Genomic DNA, 26,297 nt, shown 5'->3' with positions numbered 1-26,297 from the left:
CCGATCTAGGTTTTCTTAAAAGTTCAAAAAGTTTGTTTTAAGGTTCAGACTTAAAATCTCTTATTTAGAAGCTGAAAACTGCCTACGAAATTGGTTTGGTGGATAACCGAATTTATTTTTAAAGCGGCTATTAAAATGTGAGGTGTTCTTAAACCCGCATTCATAGCAAACCTCATTGGTATTTAATTCGGAATTTTCAAGTAATGTTTTGGCGTACTCCAGTCGTTTGTTATTTAACCACCTACCAGGTGTTTCATTAAAGTAGGTCTTAAAATCTCTTTTGAAAGTAGACAAACTCCTCCCTGATAATCGGGCAAATTCTTCAAGTTGAAGATCGTGATGAAAGTGCTTCATCATAACATCATGAATACTTGTTTTTTCAATATGTTTAAGAGAGTTAAAGTAGCCTACTAAATCTTTATTTAAAGGGTTTAGAGTAATGTTAAACAAAAGTTCATTAAACTTAATTTCCACCAATTCTCTGGGAACATCCCCTCCCATGTTAAAATAATTAAATACAGAGAGAAATAAGGAATTTAATGAGTTTGTAACGTCAATGGGATAGATTAGACTATCATTAAAACTTGTAGCTTTTTTTTGTATTAATTTGTCATTATCTTTAATAAATCGTCTTATGAAATCCTCGGTTATAAAGAATAAAATGGTACAATAGTCTTCTTCAAAGTACTGTTTGGTGTTATAAATACCTTTCCTAATAAATAGTGCTTCACCGGATTTTAGGCTGTAAGTTTTGTTTACAGAGGTCCAATCCTTTTTTCCACTTATTACGTAGGTGAGAAGAGGGGTGCCTGTCCATAGCTTAAACTTTTCAACATCAATAGGGCACTTATACTCCACAAACATATAATCGTTGCCAACAAGTCGGTTATACTGCGGACTGTTCTTAAAATACTTATAAACATCAAGTGTCATATACCAAATTTAAGAAATAATTAATAGGGAAGTCAACCACCAATAGTAATCATACTTCTGTTTTTACCATGTAGTTGTGGTTTCTGAAGCTTTTCTAAAGTATCCATACCGCCACGGGCTTTAAACTTGGCCCTTACTGCTTTTTGAATAATAGGTTCGATGGATTTCCCTGCTCTTAGTGTAGTTAATAAATCAGATTCGGTAGCTGAAAACAAGCAGTTTTTTAACTGTCCATTGGCAGTTAAGCGCAGTCTGTTGCAGGAATCACAAAACGGATTAGTAACAGAACTGATAATAGCAAAACTGCCTTGATAACCTTTAATTTTGTAGTTTTTTGAGGTGTCGTTAGGCGCATCTTTTAAACGTAAGATATCGTCTTTGTGGTAGGCTTCATTGACATATTCCATGACTTTGGCATAAGAAACCATTTTACTAATATCCCACTTGTTACCATCAAAAGGCATGAATTCAATGAAACGAATAGATACAGGTAAATTTTTAGTGAAGTTAATAAAGTCAATAATTTCATCGTCATTAAAACCTTTCATTAATACCGCATTGACTTTAACCGTAAAGCCTTCTTTTACTAATAATAAAATGTTGTTGTACACCCGTTTAAATTCGTGGCGTCTGGTAATGTGTTTAAACTTGCCTTCATCCAAAGAATCTAAACTTACATTTACTTTTTTTATACCATTACGTTTTAAATCGTCGATAAACCTATCAATAATTACAGCGTTTGAAGTGATAGATAATTCTACGGGGAGGGTAGCTAGTTTTTCTAAAATTACAGGAATATCTTTTCTTACCAAGGGTTCGCCACCTGTTAACCGTATTTTAGTGACACCATGGTCAACAAAGGTTTTGGCAATATCATAGATTTCCTCATAGGTCATTAAATGGCTTTTTGGTGATAGTTGAACACCATCAGCAGGCATACAATACGTACATCGTAAATTGCATCTCTCAGTTAGAGAAATACGCAAATAGGCATGGTCTCTGCCGTGAGTATCTTTTAGTATGTTTTTGTTTTCGCTCATATCTTCACTTTGCTTAATCGTTGAACTGTTAAACTTGTAATCCACTAAACGATTTAGCGATTCCAAGTATAACCATTTTAGTCATGCCTCGCGCCCTTCAAAATTCTAAAGCTATGTAAAACAGCCGGAAATATAGCATCCATAGATTCTTTAGCGCCATTGGTAGAACCTGGTAAGGCTAAAACTAAAGTGTCTCCAATAGTACCTGCAACGCTTCTGGATAACATGGCAAAAGGCATACGTCCTTGTCCGTAGCTTCTAATAGCTTCTTCAATACCGGGAATTCTTCGGTCTAATATGGGTATTAAAGCTTCAGGTGTAACATCTCTGCCTGAAAGTCCTGTACCACCAGTATATATTACCATATCAAAACCTTGCTCATGGAACGCTTTCGCTTTGTTTTGTATGAGGTCTTTTTCATCTGGAATGATAACATATTCCTTAATGCTAACATCACAAGATTTAAGTTTTTCTATAATAGCTTTTCCTGCTTTATCTTCCTTTTGACCAGCAGAAATGGTGTCACTGCAAACCACAACAGCAGCTGTTAAATCTTTTCGAAATTTATCTCTAAAATCAGATTTTCCACCTTTCTTTTTCAGAAGTTTAATGGCATGAATTTCTATGCCTTTATCAATGGGTTTCAGCATATCATACATATTTAGTGCTACTACACTGGCACCATGCATGGCTTCAACTTCAACCCCAGTTTTATAGATGGTTTTTACGGTAAATAGTATGGTAATTTCTAAACCATCAATTTTATATTCCACCCCAGTAAATTCAATAGGTAAAGGGTGGCAATCGGGTAAAAGGTCTGGCGTGCGTTTAACACCAAGTAACCCTGCTGCTTTGCTCATGGCAAAAACATTTCCTTTTGGCACCGTATCGTTTTTAATAGCAGTAATAGTTTCTGGTTTACTAACCTTAACGACAGCTTGTGCAATTGCAGTTCTCAATGTGGTATTTTTATTTGTAATGTCTACCATTTCTTATGATTGATTATTGATTATTGAAAATTGATTATTTCTTACTTGCCGTCTTTCTGGAGGCCATAAATATCGCTGTCAGTTCGCTGGATTCTTTTAATAATAGTTCTATTTTATGTTTTTGAACTAAGTTTTCGTCTTGAGCGAATTCCAGCCAAAAGTTTGCCTCATCTACTTCTTCAATCACAATACTAATTTTAGCAATAAAACTTGCTTTTGATTGCGCAATACAAGTAGCTCTATAATTTGCTGCAACTGATGTTGAACACCTAATCAATTGTCCTTTAATATGATTGGCTAAATATTCGTTTGGTAGTAATTTTGTTAGCTTAACGCAATTATGCGCAAATATTTTTGTTCTATGTTTTAATACTTCTTTCATTGATAATCAATTATAGAGTATGAGTGATAATAATCAATAATAATTAGTCAATAATCAATTATTAACTTTCCACTTGTGAGTTTCATCCTCAAAAATCTCTTTACCAAATACTGGAACATCGGCTTTAATAGCTTCAACAATATATTCTAGAGCTTCAAATACTACCTTGCGCCTTGGTGATGACACGAATACAAAAAGGCATATTTCACCAGCGTTCACTCTTCCTAAACTATGGTAAATATGCATGCATGTTAATTCGAATTTTTCAAAAGCAGACTCTCTAATGTCATGGAACTTTTGGTTTGCCATGTCTTCGTAAGCCGTGTAATCAATGGCAGCTACCGTTTTTCCATCAATCTCATCGGCGCGTACTTGTCCGAGGAAAATATTATGGGCACCAATGCTTGTTTTTGTTTGGTGTTTGTAAATGGAGTTACCTATAAAATCAGAAGAAATTGGGCCTTCTCTAAATACGTTTTTTGGTTTTTTATCTTTCATAATTATAAATTTTTTGTCAGTTATGAAGCAATCTCTTCCTTAACCAGAAGATTACTTTAGCCGTTACTCCTTTGTAATGACATTATAATGTTCTAAATAGTTTTTTATATCTGCTGCACTTTCTTTCATACTGTAGCAGTTTTTAATACCTTGTGATTTTAAAAAATTAACGGCTTTTTTACTTCGTATTCCAGATTGACAGAAAAAGACTTTTTTCTTAATTGGATCAATACTATTTGTATGTGTTTCTAATTCGCTTAAAGGAATGTATGTTACATTCAATTCTGTCACTTTGGGTATTTCATGGGGCTCTCTAACATCAATAAATTGTATGCCATTTTCAAATTGAAAATCGGTAATTGAGATTTCCTCGGTTTCGTTGGTACAGTTTAGATTGATTTGATTGTCTTCGAAGGTATCTTTATCATTTAAAACCTTCTGAATGATAGATTCATTTCGCTTAATTTTTAAGGTTGAACTTTTAGATTTTAGAGCATTATAGCACAATAATTCCCCTGAAAGCACATCGCCTAAACCTAAAACAAGCTTTAATATTTCGTTGGCTTGCATACTGCCAATTATTCCAGGAAGTACGCCTAACACACCAATATCAGAACAGTTTAGAACCGTATCTTTTTGAGGTGGCGTAGGGAACAAACAACGATAACTAGGGCCGTTATTATGATTAAAAACAGATACCTGACCTTCAAACTTGTATATAGCGCCAAACACTAAAGGCGTATTGGTGATAATACAAGCATCATTTACCAAATAGCGGGTTTCAAAATTATCAGAACCGTCTACAATAATATCATATTGATTGAATAAGTTGATGGCATTCTGATAGGTGAGTGCTTCTGGGTAAGCAATGATAGTAATCTCTGAATTTAAATCCTTTAGGCGCTCTTTAGCAGCTATAGCTTTATTTTTTCCAATTGAACTAGACCCAAATAAAACTTGACGTTGCAGATTAGATAATTCAACTACATCAAAATCAATAACACCTAAAGTGCCTATACCGGCCGCAGTAAGATATTGTAGTACAGGGCAACCCAAACCACCGGCACCAATTACCAATACTTTGGCGTTCGAAATTTTATCCTGACCTTCAGGTCCGATTTCTGATAGAATAATATGTCTGTTATATCTGCTCACTTTTGTGTAATTGTTTATTTGTGAACCATTTAAACGGTTAAACGTATGAACGATTCAACATAGATTTAGATTACCCACCAGCAAAAGGCGGTAATAGTGCTATTTCGGCACCACTTATTGCTGTTTCATTGGTTACCAATTCATGGTTTTGTGCTATTTGAAAATCTTTCGATTTTAGTCCGTCATATTTTGAATATAATAGTTCCAATAGTTCAGAAATTAAGGTTTCTTTAATCTCAATTTGCTCTTCCTCTTTTTGAGTGACCTCGGCTATTTGTCCGAAATATTTAAGGGTTACTACCATTTGTAATTTGTTTAAATTCTTCTTTTGTGTTCACATTTATGGTGGTGTGTTCTAACGTTTTGTTTAACACAACGTTTTTATAGGCACAATTTTTAATGACGACTCTTAACCGACGTTCATCTTTTTGCAAATATTGGTAAAAGGTCTCTTTGACTTGCTTTTTATATAGCCCTACCAATGGCATAGATTTGCCCTGACTTTCTGCTTGAATAATTTCAGTGGTATCATCAATAGCTTCAATGAGTTTTTGCAATACTTCTGAAGAGATTAAAGGAATGTCGCAACTCAACACTAAATTGTATTTTGTTTTCGAAGCTTCCAATCCAGAATATATTCCAGAGACAGGCCCCGCTTCCTTAATACAATCGGTTACACGTTTATAACCTAAACTATCGTAAGTTGAATGGTCAGAAACTATAATAATTTCAGAAACCAAAGGCGTTAATGCATCAATGCTATACGCTACAAATAGTTTGTTGTTGAGTTCCAAAAATCCTTTATCAGAACCCATACGAGAACTTTTACCACCTGCTAAAATAATACCCGTTATGTTCTTTTTTTCTATCATTTTAAGTGAAAAATAATTTTGCACAAGCCACGATTAGTACTAAGGCTAACATATATCGTAGTTTCTGATTATTCATTTTTTTACTACCAAAGTAGCCACCTAGAATTCCACCAATTAAAGCGATGGCCACTAAGAGAAACGAGCCACTTTCAATAGACACCCCGCTATTTAGTTGCCCTACGAGTCCAGCAGCTGAATTTACCCATATAAATAAAGCAGAAACTGCCGCGGCTTCTTTCATTTTTCCCCAATGGAGTAATAGGATTATAGGGGTTAATATAATACCACCACCAATGCCTATAAGTCCTGAAAAGAAACCAATAACCCCTCCAACTAAAAGTCCTTGCCAAAGTTTAACAGCTTTAATGTTATTACTTTCTTTTCCAAAAACGTCGAGCATTTTCAGGATGGCAAAAATTAAAAGTAAGGCTAGTATTTTCTTGTAAAGGGAAGCGTTAACCTCTAACGTACCTCCAATATATGCTAAGGGAACAGAGGAAATAGCAAATGATAAAAAAAGTTTTCTGTTAAAATAACCTGCTTTAAAATAGTAGTAAAACGAAATGCCTGCCACAAAAATATTTAATAAGAGAGCAGTAGGTTTCATACTTTCTGGAGAAAACGAAAATAAGGCCATTAAAGCTAAATAACCACTTGCGCCACCATGACCTACACTAGCATACAGGAATGATACTATGGGTAGTATGATGATGAATAGGTATATATTTTCTATTTGTAACATTTTTGAGTTGTAAGTACTCTAAGTATTTCAGGCACTTTAAGTACTGTTTAATTTTATAATCTCTCAATTCTAGCCAATTCCTTATCCAAAAAAGCCCAACAATTACGATTAATTTCATTAAAAGCCTGAATTAATGACTGCCCATATTCTGTGAGTTCAGCACCGCCACCACCTTTACCACCAATACTGTTTATAGTCACTGGTTTTTTTGCGGATTTATTTACGGAATCTAAGAGTTGCCAAGCTTTCTTGTATGAAATATTTAACGATTTTGCAGCTTTTGACAGCGACCCTGTTTCATGAATGGCTTTGAGTAAATGAACTCTGCCTTCGCCTAAAAGCACATTGTTTTCAGATTCAATCCAGATTCTGCTTTTTATTTTGTAACCCATAACTATTTATTTTGGTAGTAAAATGACTTCTATGTGATCTCCAGCGTTAATGTTGTTAATGTCTTCAGGGGCTAATACCAAGGCATTGGCAAGAGCAAAAGTTTGTAACATTGAAGAATTTTGTCCATCCAAAATTTCAACCTTACCGGCGTTGTAGATGCCTTTTAAAAATTGGGGTCTGTCTCCTTTCTTTTTAAACTGGTTGGTTACAGTTGCAGTTATCCTTGGTAATTCTAAAGTGTCACGATTCATCATTTGTTGCAAAGCAATGTATACATAAACATAAAAACAAGATAAGGCGGCAGCAGGATTTCCTGGTAAAGCAAAAATTTTAGAAGTCTCACTTTTACCAAAAAATAAAGGTTTTCCTGGTTTTTGCTTCACCTTATAGAAGAGCTCTTCTACTTGCAATTCTTTAAGTGCCTTTCCAACAAAATCGTAATCACCCACCGAAATACCTCCTGTAATTAGCACTAAATCATTGTCGTTTATTGCTGAGTTTAAAGTATCAACGGTCTTAGTATAATCATCTTCAACTTTATAAAGCCTTACATCGTAAAACTTTAAATTATATAGCGCACTTAGCAACATCTTAGAATTGCTTTCGTATATTTTTCCGTGTGTTAATTCTTGGCCTGCTTCGATTAATTCGTTTCCCGTAGTGACAATGGCAATATTTGGTTTTTTGTAAACAGACGCCTTTGTTATACCAAGCGAAATTAAATAACCAATTGCTGCAGGGGTAAGCTTCGTACCTTTTTTTAAAGCAATAGCTCCTTTTTTAACTTGTTCGCCCAGAGGCCGAATGTTATGCTCTAAAGGAATGTGTTCTATAATTGAAATGTATTTGCCGTTTACTTCAACTTTTTCTTGCATCATAACGGCATTGGCCGAGTCGGGAACAGGGGCGCCAGTAAATATTCTAACCGCCTCACCAGGTTTTAGTTTTGGTTCATAATCATCGCCAGCCTTTATTTCTCCAATTAATTTATACGATAAATTGTCGTGTAAGTTTAAAGCGTAACCATCCATGGCCGATTGTCTAAAAGGAGGCATGTTTATAGGGGATAAAACATCTTCAAATAAGAGGTAACCACCAGCCTTTTCAACTAATTTTACAATAGGTTGTAATAAGGGAGCGCCATTTTGTTTAACAATGGAAATGGCTTCAGAAATAGAAATCATAAAAGAGGTTTCGTTATGTCTGGTCAAATATAACGAAAATATAGAAGTCCTAAACATGACAAAAGTCAGTTTTTTTTCTTATTTTAAAAGAGATATTTACATCCGAAATACTAAACTAAACCACACATGCCTATCAAAAGTTACTTGGCTCATCCACATGATGGGCAAAAGGATGAGCTGATAAAAGCACTGTCGCAGCTCTCCGTTTGCGACGTGATTCCTGCAGAGAATAGAGATTTGCTTATTGTCGTTACAGATACCGATAATAAAGATCAAGACCAACAAATAAAAGAAAAAATAGAAGCCATAGATAGCCTAAAATTATTAGCTATGGTCTCTGGATTTGATACACCTAAACAAAAATAAGTATGTACACCTCGTTAACAAACAGACGTAGTTTTATAAAAAAAATGGCTGTATTGTCGGCAATGACAGCAGCAGCTTCCATGTTCCCCGGTATTTTATTTGCAGAAGAGCAAGAAAAGAACTTACCAAAGGGCGGTAATTTAGATTGGAAAAAAGCACCTTGTAGGTTTTGTGGTGTAGGTTGTGGTGTACTTGTTGGTATAGACGACGGAAAAGCCGTTGCTGTAAAAGGAGACCCTAAATCTCCTGTAAACAAAGGGCTTTGTTGTGTGAAAGGCTACCATTCTATTATGGCTCTTTATGGAAAAGACCGATTAACAAAACCGTTAGTTAAGAAGAATGGTAAATATGTAGAAACTACTATGGAAGAAGCACTCGATTTGGTGGCTTCTAAAATGCAGGAAACCATTAAAGATCATGGAAAAGATGCCGTTTCCATATACGGATCTGGTCAATGGACCATTCCTGATGGCTATGCGGCTTCAAAATTGTTTAAGGGTTGTATTGGAACTAATAATGTTGAAGCCAATGCACGTTTATGTATGGCGAGTGCAGTAACTGGGTTTTTAACGTCTTTTGGTATTGACGAGCCAATGGGCTGTTATGAGGATATTGACCATGCCGATGTGTTTGTGTTATGGGGTAACAACATGGCAGAAATGCATCCTGTTTTGTTCTCCAGATTGTTAGATCAACGGTTAAAGCGAGGGGTTAAGATTATAGATTTTGCCACAAGAACTACGCGTACCAGTATGGCGGCAGACAAATCTATTTTGTTTTTGCCTCAAACCGACTTAGCAGTTGCTAATGCTATTTGCTATGAAATTATAAAGAATGGCTGGGTAAATAAATCGTTTGTAGATAAGCACTGTAACTTTAGTAAAGGGTTAACCAATATGGGCTACGGGCTTGAGGATAAATACAAATTTACCGACAAACCCGAAGGTATCAGTTTTGAAGATTTTAAAACCTTCTTAGAAGATTACACACCAGAAAAAGTTGAAAAAATCTCAGGGGTCTCTGCTAAGGATATCAAATATATGGCTTCCTATTATGGCGACCCAAATAAAAAAGTGATGTCTTTGTGGTGTATGGGAATGAATCAGCATTCTCGTGGTACATGGATTAATAATTTAGTGTACAACATTCACTTACTTACTGGAAAAATTTCAACCCCAGGAAATAGTCCGTTTTCATTAACTGGTCAACCCAGTGCTTGTGGAACAGTAAGGGAGGTAGGAACGCTTACTCATAAATTGCCTCATGGCGTAGTGATGAAACAAGAACATCGTGAGTTTGCAGCAAAAATTTGGGATGTCCCAGTTGAAAATATAGACCCTAAACCAACATATCATACGGTTGAAATGTTTAGAGCCTTGGATAGAGGTGACATTAAATTCATGTGGATTCAGGTAACTAACCCAATGGTTACGATGCCCAAGTTGAAACGTTATCGTGATGGTGCAAAAAAAGAAGGCCGTTTTGTTGTGGTGTCCGATATTTATCCAACGCCAACGACAGACATTGCTGATGTTATTTTGCCATCGGCGATGTGGATTGAACGCGAAGGGCTCTTTGGAAATTCTGAGCGTCGTACTCAATATTTTGAACAAATGGTGACGCCTCCGGGTGAAGCTATGAGTGATACTTGGCAGCTTGTTGAAGTGGCAAAGCGTATGGGCTTTGAAAAACAATTCTACTACAATGAGGAAAGCCATATAGAAGAAATCTATACGGAATACAGAAAGCATCACGATAACAAAAAGCATAATATGGCACCGTTGGAGGTGTTGAAAAACCAACCAGGAGCCATGTGGCCGTATGTAGATGGTAAGGAAACTAAATGGCGTTTTAATGCAAAGTACGATCCGGCCTGTAGTAATGGTGAGGACTTTCATTTTTATGGAAAACCTGATGGTAAAGCTGTCATATGGCAGCGTCCGTACGAGCCTGCTGCAGAAGAGCCGGATGCAGAATATCCATATTGGTTAAATACTGGGCGTGTGGTGGAGCACTGGCATACAGGGTCTATGACCAGGCGTATTCCGGTATTACACAAAGCCATGCCGCACAGTTATGTGGAATTAAATCCAGACGATGCTAAACGTTTACAAATAAGAACTGGTGATAAAGTAAAACTAACTACTAGAAGAGGAGAGATTGTATTACCAGCCTCTGTAAATCAACGCGGGGTGCCTGCGCCCATGCAAGTGTTTGTGCCATTCTTTGATGAGAATATGCTCATTAACGATATTACATTAGATTCTTTTTGTCCTATTTCAAAAGAACCAGATTATAAAAAATGTGCTGTTAACATCGAAAAAGTGTAACACATGAAAAAACGATTAGGTATCATATCATTGTTCGTTATCCTGTTCATTGCTTTTATAGTAGTTTGGAATATAAGCTATCAAGCAGGAAGAGAAGAGGCCTATGTGCCAGTAGAAGCAAAAAGTTCTGTAGATTTAATTCCGTCTGAAAGTGGTGTTTTTGAACGTTCTGAATATGCTTTAGATTATGCTAATATGCCTGTTGATATAAACCACGAGCGCTCTTTAAATAATTATTATGATAACAGAGCATTTCATGGGGCCCCACCAAGTATTCCGCACCCCGTAGAAGATGAATGTAATATGGGTGATAATGCCTGTTTAAAATGCCATCAAAATGGTGGGTATGTTGAGAAATTTAAGGCCTATACACCCGTAACACCGCATCCTGAGATGATAAACTGCAGGCAATGTCATGTGCCGCAACATACGGATAAATTATTTAAGGGAACGAATTTTTATAAGGCAGAGGCTCCTAAAGTTGGTGTAAACAGTGCTTTACAGGGCAGTCCGCCAGTGATACCACATCAGGTTCAAATGCATGAAAACTGTTTATCATGTCATGCTGGACCTAGTGCTCCAAGAGAAATAAGAGTGTCTCATCCAGAACGAATTAATTGTCGCCAATGTCATGTGCCTAATAACAAAGAGGTAAAAGATATAGGCATATTTAAAAGAGCGAATCATGAAATACAATAAAGATATTATGAGGCATTTATGTTTTGGTTTTGCTTTTTTACTATTGCTTTTTTCATGTAAGCATGGCGAAGGCGAATACCATGGTGTAAGCGAGCGTATTGAAGCTGAAAGTGAACATTATAAAGGGACATCTTTATCTTCAGAGAAATATCTTGAAGGTATGGAGACTATTGAAATTACTGAAGGCGGACACACGTTTTTAATTCCTGAGCGAAAAGGACAAATAAGATCTTATGCTTGTACAGAATGTCACACAGAACCGTTGCATAAAATGCAAAGTAAGGATGTAAAAAAGGCGCATTGGGATATAAAACTGGTACATGCTAACGAAAATACCATGAACTGTATCACCTGTCATAATCCAGATAATATGGACAATTTAAGGAGTTTAACAGGGAAGCAGATAGACTTTAATAACAGTTACAATTTGTGTAACCAGTGCCATACCAAACAGTTTGAAGATTGGAAAGGTGGGGCGCATGGTAAACGTATTGGCGGCTGGGCACCACCAAGAGCTTCTATGACATGTGTAAACTGTCATAACCCTCATAAACCACATTTTGAGAGTAAATGGCCAGCACGCTTTAATACCCAAAAAGTAAAAGAAAGAGAATAGTATGAGCAGCAATAACAAAAAATGGTTTTCATTAAACCTAGGTACCAAACCAAAAGCATCTAATAAATCTTGTTCTTGCGGAAAAACTTCTGGCGGTTGTGGCGGTGCACATTCAGAGCAACAACAACTGTCTGATGAAGAATTTGCAAAAGCAGCCATAAATGCCTCAATAGGAGAGGAGCGTGTTAAAGATGGTTTTGATCAAGTGTTTGATGTAAAAATGGACAGACGTTCTGCGTTTAAAAAATTAACAGCAAGTTTGTTAATTGGAGCCGGAGCTGTGAGTACGTCGTGCAGTGTAATAAGTGGTGATGAGGCCAAGGAAAAAGCGCAAATAGATTGGGAGGAACAGTTTAAGGGCAACTATAAACTGATGACGGATAAGGAGAAAGAAGCAACAGTAAACAGATTGGTGCGTTCTTACCAGTTAAGAACTGGAAAAACTATTAGTATGTCTTCTAAAAATGCAGAAGAAGATGTGTTGTTTGGCTATGCTTTTAATATTTCTAAATGCCAAGGATATATGGACTGTGTAAATGCTTGTGTTGAGGAAAACAACCAAGATAGAAATTCGCAGATGCAGTACATTAGAATTCATGAAATGAAGGATGGTAACGGATTTAGTTTTGATGAAGCCGACGATAATTATTATCACGAAGTACCTGCAGAAGGGCATTTTTATATGGGAACACAGTGTTTCCATTGCGATAACCCACCTTGTGTAAATGTTTGTCCCGTGCAGGCTACATGGAGAGAAGACGATGGTTTGGTAGTAGTAGATTACGATTGGTGTGTGGGCTGCCGCTACTGTATGGCCGCTTGTCCTTATGATGGTAGACGCTTTAACTGGAGTAAGCCAGAAGTTCCTGAAGCTGAGGTTAACCATAATCAGCATTATTTAGGTAACCGCATGCGTAAAAAGGGCGTCATGGAAAAGTGTACTTTCTGTGTGCAGCGTTCTAGAGCTGGAAAAAACCCAGCTTGCGTAGAAGCTTGCCCTACAGGAGCAAGAATTTTTGGAAACTTACTAGACCCAAATAGTACGATTAGATGGGTTTTAGAGAATAAGAAAGTATTTAGATTAAAAGAAGATCTGGGAACAGAACCAAAGTTCTGGTATTTTATGGACTAGATAAGGTGGCGTGTTGAATTGTATAATCGTTTAATCGGTTAGGTTTTGATTAAATAAATAAACAGTTTAAGGAATAAGCACAAAACATCGGATAACCCCTTGTTAGGGATTGCAAAGGAAAGCCCACAGCGGGATACGAGCAAGGACTTGGAATGGAAAACTTACCTACCGGCAGGCAGGTGTCCAAATCATAAAAAACGAAACGTACAATATACAGTTACATGAGTAGATTAAGAGTTTTTAGAAGTTTAGTAAAAGACAGCTTAGACGCCATAACGCATGGTTCTAAGCGCTATCATTTATGGATGGCGGCGTTAACCTTTATCATGCTGGTAGGAATGTATTGTTATTCCATTCAGTTAGATGAAGGCTTGAGTGTAACAGGGATGACAGACCGCGTAAGTTGGGGGCTATATATTTCTAACTTTACCTTTTTAGTTGGAGTGGCCGCAGCAGCAGTGATGCTAGTTATGCCTACCTATGTACTGAAAGATGTCGATTTTAAGCAAGCTGTTTTAATAGGTGAAGGTTTAGCTGTAGCTGCCTTAATAATGTGTTTAGCATTTGTTGTAGCCGATATGGGCGGACCGTCAGTATTGTGGCATATGATACCCGGAATTGGCGTGTTTAACTTTCCTAACTCCATGCTTACATGGGATGTATTAGTGCTTAATGGCTATCTGTTCTTAAACATAACTATTCCGTTTTACATTTTATTTAGACATTATCAAGGTAAGGAGTCTAAAAAGAGTGTGTATGTTCCTGGGGCTATTTTATCGGTGTTTTGGGCCGTAGGGATTCATTTGGTAACGGCTTTTTTATACCAAGGCTTGCAGGCAAGACCATTTTGGAATAATGCGTTGTTAGGTCCTCGTTTCTTAGCATCAGCTTTTGCTGCAGGACCCGCACTAATTATTCTGGTTTTGGCCATTATAAGAAACTTTACCGAGTTTAAAATTCAGGATAAAACCATAAAAAAAATAGCAATGGTGGTTACTGTTGCAGCACAAATTAACCTTATAATGTTGGTGTCTGAGTTGTTTAAAGAGTTTTATGCACCGACGCATCATAGTGAAAGTGCCTATTATTTGTTCTTTGGATTGCATGGTAAAAACGCTTTATTACCATGGATATGGACGGCTATTCCTTTAAATGTGTTAGCGACTGTATTATTAACCTTCCATAAATTAAGGAATAATTTTAAGGTTTTATATTTCTGTTGCTTTATATTATTTATAGCTATTTGGATAGAAAAAGGCTTTGGTTTAATCGTTCCTGGTTTTATCCCAGGACCTTATGGTAAAATTGCAGAATATACGCCCACAGGTATTGAGATAGGCGTTACGCTGGGTATTTGGGCATTAGGTGCCTTCGTATTTACTGTTTTAGCCAAAACAGCTATAGGTATTGAACTTGGGAAATTACGTTATAAGAAGCAGTAGTCTTATAAATTTCACATTTTAAATGTTCAAAAAACACCAATTGATTAATTTCGGTTGGTGTTTTTTGTTAGACTCGTAAAAATGAGCGCAAGACATTAAAAACTAAGTATTATTACTTATTTTTGATTTAGTTTAAAATTTATGACTTCAACTAGCCCTTATATTAGTACTAAATCTAAAGCAAAAACCAATGTGTCTTGTGAGGCTTGTATGAATGATAATTGTCTTATTAAACGCAGTTTACCTACACTTTCAGATTCAGAATTCACCAAAAACAAGAGTACTTTAAAGTGTAAAAAAGGGCAACAATTTATTATGGAAGGCGCACCTGTTAACGGGTTGTTTTTTATTTTAAAAGGTACCGTTAAGGTATTTAGAACAGGTATTAACGGTAGAGAACAAATAGTACGTTTTGCCAAAGAAGGTGAAATTATTGGACATCGTGGATTTGGAACAGAAGAGTATTATTCTATTGGAGCTATTGCTTTACAAGACTCTGTACTTTGCTATTTTTCTAAAGATAGTTTACAGAGTAAATTACTTGAAACTCCTAAGTTTGCTTATGATATGATGTTGTTTTATGCCAATGAATTAAACCGAAGCGAGAACAAGGTGAAGTCCATTTCACAAATGACGGTTCGAGAGCGTGTTATTGATTCCTTGCTGTACATTCATAGAAAGTTTGGAGACTTAAATGGGTACTTAAATTTACCATTAAGTAGAAGAGAATATGCAGATTACGCAGGTACTACAGAAGAGCAAGTTATTCGCGTGTTTTCGGCATTAAAAAAAGAAGACTTAATTACAGCAAAAGGAAAAAAGATTGGTATTAACGATGTGCGTATGCTTAAACAGGAAATAAGCGATCATAATTACTTTTTAGATACTTAATTTCAAGATGGGCCAAAGGCCTATTTTTTTTGCTCTTTTATAGACTTCCTGCTTTTTCACAGTTTTTTGCATGGCGTAAAAGATGCTTCCCTACTGCTATATTTCATAATTGGTTAAACATATACACTATACATTTGTCTTATGTAAGTATTAATACTTATTAGTTTAAGTAAGCAAACCAAAAAATAAATCTTATGGAAGCAAAAACAGTTACACTTGTACAAGAGTCATTTGAAAAAGTAAAACCTATAGCCCCTGCAGCTGCAGAAATATTCTATTCTAAGTTATTTGAATTAGATCCTGCAATAAAACCATTATTCCCAAGTAGTGATGAGGCTATGAAGGTTCAAGGTAATAAACTAATGAGCATGCTTGGAGCGGCTGTAGCTGGACTTAGTAACCTAGATGCATTAATTCCTGTATTAAAAGATTTAGGCAAGCGACATGTTGAGTATAAGGTGGAAGCTTATCATTACGAAACAGTGGGTGCTGCACTACTAGGCACTTTAGAAGCTGGTTTAGGTGATGCTTTTACTCCAGAAGTAAAAACAGCCTGGGCAGATGTATATGGAACTATGGCCGATGTTATGATTGACGCAGCCTATTAATAAATTAAAAAAGAAGACTATGAAGCGTATTTTAAAAACAATATTAGTTGGATCAGGTGTTATGTTATTAAATGGTTGTGGTGGGGTACCAGAGGAAAAAGCAGCTTCGGAGGCAGAAGAAAAAGCTTTTGCCGTCGAGGAAGTTTTAGAAATGGTGTCTAAGGAGAACGATGTAACCAGAACATTATATACTAAAGCTATAGTTGGAAAGGGTAAAAAGCAAGGGATGAAGTTTGATGAAGATTGGAGAAAAGATGATGTTGAGGCAGGCCCGCTTCCAGCCTTATTTTTAAGAGGTGTAGCCACAAGTATTAGGAAAAGCCCTGTGCCTCTTGGTTTGTACTTGGGGTCTGATTTCCCTGTAAATGCCGCCAATAAATTTGAAGGCAAACAAGCCGAACTTTTCAACCAAATAAAAGAAGATCAAAAACCACAGTTTTTTTACGACGAAGACCAAAAATTACACACCGCTATGTTTGCCGATTTAGCAAGCGCCGGGGCCTGTGTAACGTGTCATAACGACCATCCACAAACCGCAAAATCCGACTGGAAATTAGGAGATGTTATGGGAGCAACCACCTGGCAATATCCCAAAGATTCTTTAACCTATAAAGAAACCGTAGCTGTTTTAAATTCTTATGCTAAGGGTACCGTTGATATTTACATGGAATACTTAGATGAAATTGAAAACTTTAAAGACAGCGAAAAACCAGAAATTGGTGATAAATGGCCTGCAGAAGGAAATTATTTGCCCACAGCCGAGGTCTTTTTAGATAGTGTGAAAAAGCTATCATCTTACGAAACAATGAAGCACCTTGTTGCAATAAAATAGAGTTTAGTGTTCAGGTTGTAATCCTAACTTCCATTGCTTTTATGTTGTTGGCAATGGGAGGGATTACAACTATTAAATTACAAATCATCACTATTTATGGTTTTAAGTACTAACAAATCTACAGTACTAGGATTGGTATTACTCGTGGCTTTTCTGCTTCAATACGTTTTAAAGTTAGAGTGGGAATGGCTATATATATTGCAAGAGCAACAAATGTACAAACGCTGGTCTGGTTTAGCTTTAGCCCTTCTTATTACCTTTCAGTGGGTGCTAACGCTTACAAGAACTATAGGTAAATGGAGAAAACATGCCATGAACATGCAAACCATCCATAAATGGTTGGGGGCAGTAAGTCCGTTGTTCTTTTATATCCATAGCATGGCCTTGGGTTATGGTTATTTACTGCTATTATCATATATATTCTTCTCAAACACCCTGTTAGGATATCTTAACCTTGATGTCATAAAAAATAATAGTGATGCCTTATTTAAAGGATGGATGATTGCTCATGTGGCCTTATCTATCATAGTAACTATACTCATGCTGTTCCATATAGTCATGGTGTTTTATTATAAATAAATGAAGAATGAAGTTATTGGTAAAAGATATAATTAAAGAAACAGATGATGCCGTAAGTATTTGTTTTAAAAATGGTAACTTTTTTAGAAAGTTAAAATATAAACCCGGGCAATTTTTAACCATAAACGTTCCAATTGAGGGGGTTACCCATAAGCGGGCCTATTCATTTAGCAGTAACCCGTATACCGATAAAGAATTAAAAATTACTATAAAGCGAGTAGAACAGGGGTTGGTGTCTAATTACGTTCATGATTTTGTAAAGTCAGGAGACAAACTTAAGGTAGATCCTCCAGCAGGATCGTTTTGTGTTACCCCAGATAGTAAAGCTCAAAAACAATATGTGCTGTTTGCAGGAGGTAGTGGTATAACCCCTATGTTTTCTATAGTAAAATCGGTATTAACAGAAGAGAAGAACTCTAAAGTGCTCCTTATTTATGCCAATCAAAGTGAAGCCTCTATTATTTTTCATGATGAAATAAAAGCTTTAGAAAAAGCCTATCCGGATCATTTTAAGGCAGAACATATTATCTCATCAAACAAAACTTATAAGGATAACTACCACCCAGGTTTAGCAACACGACTAGTTGTAGATCGTATTATGATTATGCATAACCTTGAGTATAAAGATCATGTGTACATGATTTGCGGTCCTTTTGGTTATATGGAAAAGGTTAAGGAAATTCTAAAAGAAAATGGCATCACCAGAGATAAGATTAAAGTTGAGGTTTTTAAAGCGCCAACTATTAAGGTAACGGGTAAAAATTTATTGAGTGATGTGACGCTAAAACAGGATAATGAAGCGTTCACTATAAAAGTACGTGGTGATAAGTCTATTTTACAGCAAGCCATGTCTGATAATATAACGATACCATATTCTTGCAGATCGGGGATGTGCTCAACCTGCAAAGCCAAATGTGTAGAAGGTGAGGTTAAAATGGTTGACGGCCATTTACTACCAGAGAGCGAAGTAGCAGAAGGCGCTATACTAACCTGTGTTAGTTATCCGGTAAGCGAAAAAGTAGTTATTGAATTATAAACCAAAGCATAAAACCGAATGTTTAAAGTAAGTCCGTTACGTAAAAGACAAGTTATTGGAGGCATTATAGGGGTGGTGGTAGGCGTATCTTTATTCTATATGTTTACCTTAGAAGCTACTGAGGAATATGTGTCTATTGGTCCTATGAATACAGGACATCAAGAGCTTAATTGTTTTGCATGTCATGCCGATGCCAAAGGTAATTTGCTGCAGCAAGTACAATCTAATATAGCGCATGCCGTAGGAGCAAGAAGCACAGGTGTAGACTTTGGAACCCAAGATGTAACCGTAGATAATTGTTTGCAATGTCATGATCGTCCTAACGATAGGCATCCAACCTATCGATTTTCTGAGCCTCGATTTAAAGAAGCGGTGCAACATATTGATGCCACTACCTGTATTACTTGCCATACCGAACATGAAAACGAACGCGTATCTGTAGCAAATATCAATTACTGTATGAATTGCCACCAAGAGCTAGACGTTGAAAATGATCCGTTAGATATATCGCATAAACAATTAATTGCAGATGAGCAGTGGTCTACCTGTATTCAATGTCATGATTTTCACGGTAACCACAGGTACGAAGTACCTGAAAAGTTAAAAGATACCATTCCTATGAAACTCATACAAAGCTATTTTGATGGTGGCGACGACCCTTACGGAACCAACAAAAAATACATCGCCTTATCTCAAGAAGCATGGCTTAAAACCTTAGAAGAATAAAAAGCTAATTTTTGCTTTATACATCATGTGTATGTATGCTTCAGCAACCAGCCTTTATACCAAAAGGCTGGTTTTTTGTGTTTTTATTTCGAGCGTTATCTATATCCTGAATTTAGTTTAGGACTTACCGTGAATTTAGTTCAGGTATAGGTCGGTCCTGCCTGCCGGAAGGCAGGCTTTCATTACTCGCGCTCTGAGAGGAGCTCTAACATGCCGTTCTATCCCTAACGCGGGTGTACTAACTAACACCGTTACTAAAATTACAGTTACTCTAATCTTCATTTTGTTATTGCGAACGTAGTGAAGTAATATAGGGTTACCTAAGATGCTGTTGTCGTTGGCATCTCATGACTTGTAATGGTCATTTTGTTAATAAGTACATACAGTATATGTTGATTTTCTTGTAGGAAAGTTTGAACTTCGCTTATCATGCAATATAGTTCATTAAAATGGAACTATATTTTACCGTTGTGTTTCATACTGAAAAAAGCCAACCGCACAAACAGCACATTTGGTTTTTCCAGAAACACGAACCAACGCATAAAAAACCAAAAGAGCTGTTTTTTTGCCTATGCCGAACTGAATTAAAAAAAGAAAAAATCGTAGATTTGACCTACATATGAATAAACTAACTGTAATAGATTTTTTTTGTGGAGCTGGTGGATTTTCAGAAGGTTTTAGACAACAAGGTTATAAAATTGTTGCTGGATACGACCAATGGAAACCTGCTGTTGAAACTTATAATCATAATTTCGAACTAGAATGTAATCCAAAAAATATACTTGACTTTGAAAGTTCTACTGAAGAAATAGAACAAATCCCAGATACAGACATTATCTTGGGAAGTCCTCCTTGTGTAAGCTTTTCAAGTTCAAATAAATCTGGAAAAGCAGATAAATCTCTTGGAGTAAAACTTACAGAAACATTTTTAAAAATTGTAGCGGTAAAAAAACATAAGCCAAACTCTACACTTAAAGCTTGGTTTATGGAAAATGTTGTAAACTCTAAACGCTATCTTCAAACCGAGTATACATTTAAAGATTTAGGATTGTCTGACTGGGCTAATTCTCACAAAATAAGTCCTAACAAAATAGCAATTAATTTATACCAAAACACTACAATTGTAAACTCTGCTGATTACGGATCAATACAAGCTCGAAAAAGAGTTATTTCTGGTGAAATTATAAAGAAGAAAAAACTTATAATTCCGAAAAAGACTCATAGAAGTCCAAAAAATAAAGGAAGTTTACCTATTTATCGATCTATAAAAGAAATAAAAGAAAATTTTCCCAATCCTTACGAGCATAAATCAACAAATAAAATTAGTGATATAAATTACAAAATTTCAATACCCAAAAATGAAATAACGGATCATTTCTATGATACAGGGATATATGAAGTTGAATGGAAATTTTCTAGATTTTGGAAACAGAATCATCCTTATATGGGAAGAATGTCATTCCCTGAAAACAACGATAATCCTAGCCGCACAATAACAGCAACGAAAATTGCCAATTCAAGAGAATCAATAATATATAAATCAGAAATAAGAAGAAAAGGTAATGGCGAATATAGATTACCAACAGTCCGTGAAGCAGCTTTAATAATGGGATTCCCAATAACTTACCAATTTTTAGGGAGCGAAAATACCAAGTGGCGTTTAGTGGGTAATGCAGTATGTTGTCCAGTAAGTAGAGCTTTGGCAAAAACTGTTATTGAAACACTTAAATTAGAAAAGCCTAATGAATTAGTTGTAAATACAAAGCCTAACCTAGAAGGTGTAAAAAGTTTAAACAATTACAAAAGAAAAAAATTTGATAAACCTCCTGTTAAGAAAAAAGGAGCAAGATTTAGAAGACATCCAATAAAAGATGGAAATCTTACAGTAACACTATCTAATTACGATATAGATCAAAACAGTAAAACTAAGGGCAAGTGGTTTACTTCAATTCAATATGGTACAGGAGAAGGCTTTCCAATACAAAAAGTAAAAGATGGATATTTTATAGAAATAGAGAAGTTAATTAAGAAGTCTAAAAGTGGTAAGAAATTTTTAAATATAATCAATAACGGATTCTCTGAAAAAATTGGGACTAAATCTGAACTTCAAGAAATGTATGAAAAACAAGTTCCAATTAATAACTTAGAACAACCAACAGAGTTAGTTGATCAAATCCAAGAAATATTAGAAAAAGTAAAATGCCCTGATATACTTTTTGAACAAAACGGAACAGTTGTTTTTACAGAAAAGAATAAAGTTCCTTTAAAACAGCTATTTTCATTATATGCCATAAATAAAATATCTACCATTGCCAATCAGAAATAATTATGAGTAAAGAAGTTAGAATCCAACAAATAAAAAGAATAACTAAAAATGAAAAACCTGTTGGTCGTCTTGATATTCCTTGGAAAGACAAGTTAGAGCCAATGGATGTTTATCAAATTCCTTTAAATTATCTTATATATAATAAATATAATGGAAGAATTCTTAGCCGAACAAAATCTTACGAAAATCAGAATTTAAAAATAGATGCTGAAAGTGATGCTGGCAAAAAATTGATTGAAGATTTGTTATGGGATTCAAAAGAACAAAAGAACAAAGAAACTCTTGCAAGCTTAAAAAAAATTGGACAAGAAAAAGTTGGAATAATAACTGAAGATGGGATAATTATAGATGGAAACAGGAGAGCAATGCTTCTGAATAAAATTGACCATATAGATTATTTCAAAGCTGTTGTGTTACCAGTTGAATATGAAGGAAATCCTTTAGAAATTGAGAAATTCGAGACTAAATATCAATTAGGAGAAGAGAGAAAATTGGATTACAATCCAATCGAGATTTATTTGAAAGTTCAGAGTTTATATATGCAATTGAGCGGGAAGTCATTTTACTCTCCTGATACGGTTGATAAAAAAGCAATTAAAAAAATCTATGAATGGATTGGTAATTATAAGAATATAAAAAATGTAAATGATATTGAATATACTCTAGCTGTAATGAATTCAATGGATGAATACTTAGATTGGTTTGATTACAATGGTATTTACACTACTTTGGATGAAAGAGAAGAGCAATTCAGAGGATTAACTTCTTGGCTAATTAACTTTTACGGTGAAAATTCTAAAAAAGCTTTTGATGACTATCGTGATGATGATGTAGATGACTTAAAAACATTATGTTATGATTTAATCAGAATAAAGTATAAAAATGAAAAATTTAGATATGTAGCGCAAGGGCAAAAACAAAACCATTTTTTTGGAAATAGGGAGATTTGGGAATCATTTCAAAAGGAGCATAGAAAAATAACAAACTCTTTTGATGAGCCTAAAATTGATGTTAATATTAAAAATTTAGAAGCTCATTTAAATAGTATTGATAGCAAGTTTAAAGAAGACGTAGGAAAGCATTTAGACGAAAATGTAGATAATCATTATACTAAATTACGAAATAAGCAATCTCAAGATCAACCCGAAAAGTTAATAAACAAAGCTTTAGATTCATTTGAATCAATAAATAAGAACAATAAAAATTTTAACTCTAAATCTGTTCAAAAGCTTGTAGAAGAGCTCGGGAATAAAGTTTTTGATTCACTTCAAAAAAAATCACCTACAAGGGTTTTGTCCCATATTATAAATTTAATGGAAGCCATTGATATTGAACAAATTCCAGACGATGAAATCAAAGATGTTCAAAACAAAACTAAGAGGATACAACAAATTGGCTATCAAATAAACAAAAGCATATAATGTCTTTAATAATTGATATTAATAATGAAAAAAGCACTTTCAATTTATATAGTTTTGAAGAATCCTTATTGAAAAACAAAAGACTTTTAGTTTCATTTAAAAGACTTGGTTATAAATTGGAAAATGAAATTATTGTTATTCCTTTTCGTGAAGAAACACAAATTAAAACACTTCAAGAAATAGAAAGATTACTTAAAAAATTTGAAATAAATTACTCTGTATCTGAAGCAATAAAAGCTGAATTAGAAACCTACCATAAAGAAAAAGAAAATTTTGAGATTTTTAGTGAAAATGCAAGAGCAATTAGAAATAATGAATTTGAAGAAAATGACAAATTAGTTCAGCAATTTGACTCGTTTCAAAATGTTCTAAAACAAGAAATGGAAAGAAGACTTTATCCACTTCAATTGCTTTCTTCTTTTCATATGGCTTTTGCTCAAAACTCCTGTAATTTTGCTGTTCCTGGAGCAGGAAAAACATCTATTGTTTATGGTGCTTATGCATATTTAAAAAGCTTACCAAAAGAAGATTTAAACCACGTTGATAAACTTTTGGTTATTGGTCCACTCTCTTCATTCGCTCCTTGGGAAAATGAATATGAAGAATGTTTTGGAGTAAAACCAAGTTCTTTCAGAATGTCTGGAGACCCAAACATTTCCATTGAAAAAAAATTAGAGCACCTTTATTCACCAAATTCACCTGAATTATCGCTAATTTTTCACGGAGGAGTAGATCGTTTTCAAACTGACATTATTGACTTTTTGAAACGCAACAAAACTATGGTGGTTGTTGATGAAGCTCACAGAATTAAAAATCCTGAAGGGGTTTGGGGAAAAAGTGTTACCGAAATTTCCAAAGAAGCAATATCAAGAGTTATACTTACTGGAACACCAGTGCCAAATGGATATCAAGATATTTTTAACTTATATAAATTTATTTATCCTTTCAAATTCAAAGAAATACTAAAGTTTCATTATCACAATTTAGAAGATATGACAGCTAACAGCTCATTAGATTCTAATCGTGTACAAGAATTAAAGGAAAATATTTCTCCATATTTTATAAGAATTAAGAAAGAAGATTTGAATCTTCCACCTGTAGAAGAAACTTATGTTCAAATTGAAATGGAACCATATCAAAGAGAGATTTATGACTTCATAGAATCTCAGTATATCGAACATTTTAAAGAAGATAGTTCAGCAACAGTAAAAGACATATTAAATAAAGCAAAGTTAATTAGGTTAAGACAAGCTGCAACTAATCCTTCTCTCCTTTCCAAAACATTAAAGGACTCATTGGAAAACAATGAATTAACAGGAGAGTTTGATCCTAATACAATTTTCACAACTGATACAGATGAGTTTATAAATGATTCTGAATTTTTTAATAAAATAACTAATTACTCAAACCTTGAAGTTCCAAGAAAATTTAATACAATCTTGCATACCTTACAAAATGATATTTTTCTTGAAAATGGAAAGGTTATTATTTGGACTATATTTATTCAAAATGCTATTGAACTACAAGAATACTTAAAGGCTAATAACATCGAATCTAAACTTCTAATTGGTCAAATCCCACAAGAAGAAAGAGAAATAACTATAAAAGCATTTAACAACCCAAATAATAATGATTTTAATGTGGTTATCGCTAACCCATTCTCTGTTGCAGAATCTATATCACTTCACAAAGGGTGTCATAATGCAATTTATCTTGAAAGAGATTACAACTGTTCTAATTTCTTACAATCAAAAGATCGAATTCACAGGGTTGGATTAGCAGATAATCAAATTACAAAATACTATTACTTCGTTTCTACTAATTCCATTGATGAGGTCATAAATTCAAGATTGCATTTGAAAATCCAAAGGATGGAAGAAATAATAAATGATGAAATTCCTTTATTTAGACAAATTGACGATAATGATGAAACTGATATTATCAAAGAATTAATTGCTAATTATGCTCAAAGAACTTAGACATTACAGCAATTTTGGTACTCCAAATTATTTTTTCGAACTACTTACCACTCTTAAAAGTAAACAAGATGTAAGCTTTTTAATAAGCGATATTGAACAGCTTTTTTACAATAAAATCATTGATGGAAGGAGCGTGTTTGATGGTTGTTTAGAATTAGCACTAAATATAGATATTCTTAACACTTCAAATAATATTATCACAATAAATGAAGGGATTTTAGATTCTTTAAACAGTGTAAATCAAATGATGGATAAGTTCAATGAATTTCTATTTCTCGCACTTAAAAATGATGATGAATTTCATAAAATATTTTGTTCAGAACATTTATCATATGATATAATTTATAAATCACTTCAAATTAACAATGCTGCTTTTGGCTTAAAACATTCTAATTTCAAACAATTATTAATTGATTTTAGAGCAATAACGAATCACCCAACACCCGAGATTAATTGCTTTATAATAAATTCGAGGTACAAAAAATTATTTGATAAAGCTGTTTTACCTGAAATCAAAAAGAGAAAAATTGGAATTGAAGAATTTAAAAAATCAATGCAGCTTCAACAATTATATGGGGAAGAAGCTGAAAGGTTTGTTTTGGACTATGAAAAAAATAGACTCAATAACAAAAAAGAAATTGACTGGGTTGCAGAATATATAGTTAATGAAGGTTATGATGTCGCCTCTTATGATAATGAAAACGATATTATTCCAAATAGATTCATAGAGGTAAAATCTTATGATGGTAGTACACCTTACTTTTTTTGGTCGAGGAATGAATATCTTACAGCAAAAAGGAAGCAAGATAAATACTGGATATATTTAGTAAATAGAAGAGAAATGAACAATAAGAATTATAAACCTATAATGAAACAAAATCCATATAAATCAATTTTAAAAGATGATATTTGGGAAAAACAAGTTGACAAATATAAAATTGAATTATTAAATTCCAACGCTTAAAGCCATACACATATGCAATTCGCTTCAACCTACACACAAGCCAAAATTGCAAAAGAGTATGTCTTTGCCAACGCAACAAACAGAACAGAAATAAAGTACGAAAACACAACAACGAATAAAAATAGCGGTTAAAGTGCTTAAACGAAAACGAATTTTATAAAT

At 34.5% G+C, this 26,297-nt stretch carries 27 protein-coding genes; 16 read left to right on the top strand and 11 right to left on the bottom strand.

Annotated elements, in window-relative coordinates:
* Positions 1 to 60 precede the first annotated feature (60 nt).
* The 11 genes from E5D58_RS07920 to E5D58_RS07870 form a co-directional block, all read right to left on the bottom strand.
* Positions 61 to 933 carry a helix-turn-helix domain-containing protein gene (locus E5D58_RS07920; RefSeq protein ID WP_136481313.1) on the bottom strand — a complete coding sequence of 291 codons (873 nt, stop codon included), beginning with the start codon at positions 931 to 933 and terminating at the stop codon, positions 61 to 63.
* 32 nt (positions 934 to 965) lie between these two features.
* A complete protein-coding gene (moaA, locus tag E5D58_RS07915) occupies positions 966 to 1,973 on the bottom strand; it encodes a GTP 3',8-cyclase MoaA (RefSeq protein ID WP_136481455.1) in 1,008 nt (335 codons plus the stop codon).
* 77 nt (positions 1,974 to 2,050) lie between these two features.
* Positions 2,051 to 2,962 (bottom strand): bifunctional molybdenum cofactor biosynthesis protein MoaC/MoaB, encoded by a 912-nt coding sequence (gene moaCB, locus E5D58_RS07910; RefSeq protein ID WP_136481312.1) that lies wholly within the window; start codon positions 2,960 to 2,962, stop codon positions 2,051 to 2,053.
* Positions 2,963 to 2,996: 34 nt separating this feature from the next.
* On the bottom strand, positions 2,997 to 3,344 hold the full coding sequence (locus E5D58_RS07905; RefSeq protein ID WP_136481311.1) for a four helix bundle protein: 348 nt from the start codon (positions 3,342 to 3,344) through the stop codon (positions 2,997 to 2,999).
* A 54-nt stretch (positions 3,345 to 3,398) separates the two neighbouring features.
* Entirely contained in the window at positions 3,399 to 3,842 is a 444-nt protein-coding gene (locus tag E5D58_RS07900) for a molybdenum cofactor biosynthesis protein MoaE (RefSeq protein ID WP_136481310.1), read from the bottom strand.
* A gap of 63 nt (positions 3,843 to 3,905) precedes the next feature.
* Positions 3,906 to 4,997 carry a HesA/MoeB/ThiF family protein gene (moeB, locus tag E5D58_RS07895; RefSeq protein WP_136481309.1) on the bottom strand — a complete coding sequence of 364 codons (1,092 nt, stop codon included), beginning with the start codon at positions 4,995 to 4,997 and terminating at the stop codon, positions 3,906 to 3,908.
* Between the two features lie 70 nt (positions 4,998 to 5,067).
* Positions 5,068 to 5,301, bottom strand: a complete 234-nt coding sequence (locus E5D58_RS07890; protein ID WP_136481308.1) for a MoaD/ThiS family protein — start codon at positions 5,299 to 5,301, stop codon at positions 5,068 to 5,070.
* Positions 5,285 to 5,869, bottom strand: coding sequence for a molybdenum cofactor guanylyltransferase (mobA, locus tag E5D58_RS07885; protein WP_136481307.1), 585 nt, complete (start codon positions 5,867 to 5,869; stop codon positions 5,285 to 5,287). The genes E5D58_RS07890 and mobA overlap by 17 nt, the downstream gene beginning before the upstream one ends.
* A 1-nt stretch (position 5,870) precedes the next feature.
* Positions 5,871 to 6,611 (bottom strand): sulfite exporter TauE/SafE family protein, encoded by a 741-nt coding sequence (locus E5D58_RS07880; RefSeq protein ID WP_136481306.1) that lies wholly within the window; start codon positions 6,609 to 6,611, stop codon positions 5,871 to 5,873.
* 53 nt (positions 6,612 to 6,664) lie between these two features.
* Positions 6,665 to 7,003: a winged helix-turn-helix domain-containing protein gene (locus E5D58_RS07875; protein WP_136481305.1), complete on the bottom strand. Its 339-nt coding sequence runs from the start codon at positions 7,001 to 7,003 to the stop codon at positions 6,665 to 6,667.
* Positions 7,004 to 7,009: 6 nt separating this feature from the next.
* Positions 7,010 to 8,245: a molybdopterin molybdotransferase MoeA gene (locus E5D58_RS07870; protein ID WP_235835867.1), complete on the bottom strand. Its 1,236-nt coding sequence runs from the start codon at positions 8,243 to 8,245 to the stop codon at positions 7,010 to 7,012.
* A gap of 69 nt (positions 8,246 to 8,314) precedes the next feature.
* Between E5D58_RS07870 and E5D58_RS07865 the strand changes: the two genes are divergently transcribed.
* From E5D58_RS07865 to E5D58_RS07790, 16 genes are all read left to right on the top strand, one after another.
* The gene (locus E5D58_RS07865; protein WP_136481303.1) at positions 8,315 to 8,554 is read left to right on the top strand and encodes a hypothetical protein; all 240 of its coding nucleotides are present in this window, start codon (positions 8,315 to 8,317) and stop codon (positions 8,552 to 8,554) included.
* A gap of 2 nt (positions 8,555 to 8,556) precedes the next feature.
* Complete coding sequence (locus E5D58_RS07860) at positions 8,557 to 10,884, top strand: molybdopterin-dependent oxidoreductase (RefSeq protein ID WP_136481302.1); 2,328 nt, start codon at positions 8,557 to 8,559, stop codon at positions 10,882 to 10,884.
* A gap of 3 nt (positions 10,885 to 10,887) precedes the next feature.
* Complete coding sequence (locus E5D58_RS07855; protein WP_136481301.1) at positions 10,888 to 11,583, top strand: multiheme c-type cytochrome; 696 nt, start codon at positions 10,888 to 10,890, stop codon at positions 11,581 to 11,583.
* Complete coding sequence (locus E5D58_RS07850; protein WP_235835866.1) at positions 11,570 to 12,199, top strand: cytochrome c3 family protein; 630 nt, start codon at positions 11,570 to 11,572, stop codon at positions 12,197 to 12,199. The genes E5D58_RS07855 and E5D58_RS07850 overlap by 14 nt, the downstream gene beginning before the upstream one ends.
* A gap of 1 nt (position 12,200) precedes the next feature.
* Positions 12,201 to 13,331: a 4Fe-4S dicluster domain-containing protein gene (locus E5D58_RS07845; RefSeq protein WP_136481300.1), complete on the top strand. Its 1,131-nt coding sequence runs from the start codon at positions 12,201 to 12,203 to the stop codon at positions 13,329 to 13,331.
* Between the two features lie 221 nt (positions 13,332 to 13,552).
* Positions 13,553 to 14,773: a sulfate reduction electron transfer complex DsrMKJOP subunit DsrP gene (gene dsrP / locus E5D58_RS07840; RefSeq protein WP_136481299.1), complete on the top strand. Its 1,221-nt coding sequence runs from the start codon at positions 13,553 to 13,555 to the stop codon at positions 14,771 to 14,773.
* Positions 14,774 to 14,914: 141 nt separating this feature from the next.
* Entirely contained in the window at positions 14,915 to 15,664 is a 750-nt protein-coding gene (locus E5D58_RS07835; RefSeq protein WP_136481298.1) for a Crp/Fnr family transcriptional regulator, read from the top strand.
* Positions 15,665 to 15,858: 194 nt separating this feature from the next.
* Positions 15,859 to 16,272 (top strand): globin family protein, encoded by a 414-nt coding sequence (locus tag E5D58_RS07830; RefSeq protein WP_136481297.1) that lies wholly within the window; start codon positions 15,859 to 15,861, stop codon positions 16,270 to 16,272.
* Between the two features lie 19 nt (positions 16,273 to 16,291).
* Positions 16,292 to 17,104, top strand: coding sequence for a c-type heme family protein (locus tag E5D58_RS07825; RefSeq protein ID WP_136481296.1), 813 nt, complete (start codon positions 16,292 to 16,294; stop codon positions 17,102 to 17,104).
* A gap of 96 nt (positions 17,105 to 17,200) precedes the next feature.
* On the top strand, positions 17,201 to 17,683 hold the full coding sequence (locus tag E5D58_RS07820) for a hypothetical protein (protein ID WP_136481295.1): 483 nt from the start codon (positions 17,201 to 17,203) through the stop codon (positions 17,681 to 17,683).
* Positions 17,684 to 17,690: 7 nt separating this feature from the next.
* Positions 17,691 to 18,719, top strand: a complete 1,029-nt coding sequence (locus E5D58_RS07815; protein ID WP_136481294.1) for a ferredoxin--NADP reductase — start codon at positions 17,691 to 17,693, stop codon at positions 18,717 to 18,719.
* 18 nt (positions 18,720 to 18,737) lie between these two features.
* Complete coding sequence (locus tag E5D58_RS07810) at positions 18,738 to 19,445, top strand: cytochrome c3 family protein (RefSeq protein WP_136481293.1); 708 nt, start codon at positions 18,738 to 18,740, stop codon at positions 19,443 to 19,445.
* Positions 19,446 to 20,064: 619 nt separating this feature from the next.
* Positions 20,065 to 21,771, top strand: a complete 1,707-nt coding sequence (locus tag E5D58_RS07805; RefSeq protein ID WP_136481292.1) for a DNA cytosine methyltransferase — start codon at positions 20,065 to 20,067, stop codon at positions 21,769 to 21,771.
* A gap of 2 nt (positions 21,772 to 21,773) precedes the next feature.
* Positions 21,774 to 23,192, top strand: a complete 1,419-nt coding sequence (locus tag E5D58_RS07800) for a hypothetical protein (protein WP_136481291.1) — start codon at positions 21,774 to 21,776, stop codon at positions 23,190 to 23,192.
* The gene (locus tag E5D58_RS07795) at positions 23,192 to 25,171 is read left to right on the top strand and encodes an SNF2-related protein (protein WP_136481290.1); all 1,980 of its coding nucleotides are present in this window, start codon (positions 23,192 to 23,194) and stop codon (positions 25,169 to 25,171) included. Before E5D58_RS07800 ends, E5D58_RS07795 begins: the two co-directional genes overlap by 1 nt.
* Positions 25,155 to 26,135 carry a DUF3883 domain-containing protein gene (locus tag E5D58_RS07790; protein ID WP_136481289.1) on the top strand — a complete coding sequence of 327 codons (981 nt, stop codon included), beginning with the start codon at positions 25,155 to 25,157 and terminating at the stop codon, positions 26,133 to 26,135. Before E5D58_RS07795 ends, E5D58_RS07790 begins: the two co-directional genes overlap by 17 nt.
* The last annotated feature ends 162 nt before the right edge of the window (positions 26,136 to 26,297 follow it).

The organism is Cognatitamlana onchidii (assembly GCF_004804355.1).
Classification (GTDB): domain Bacteria; phylum Bacteroidota; class Bacteroidia; order Flavobacteriales; family Flavobacteriaceae; genus Cognatitamlana; species Cognatitamlana onchidii.
Note: the sequence above shows the minus strand (reverse complement) of the source record. Positions and strands in the feature narration are given on the sequence as shown.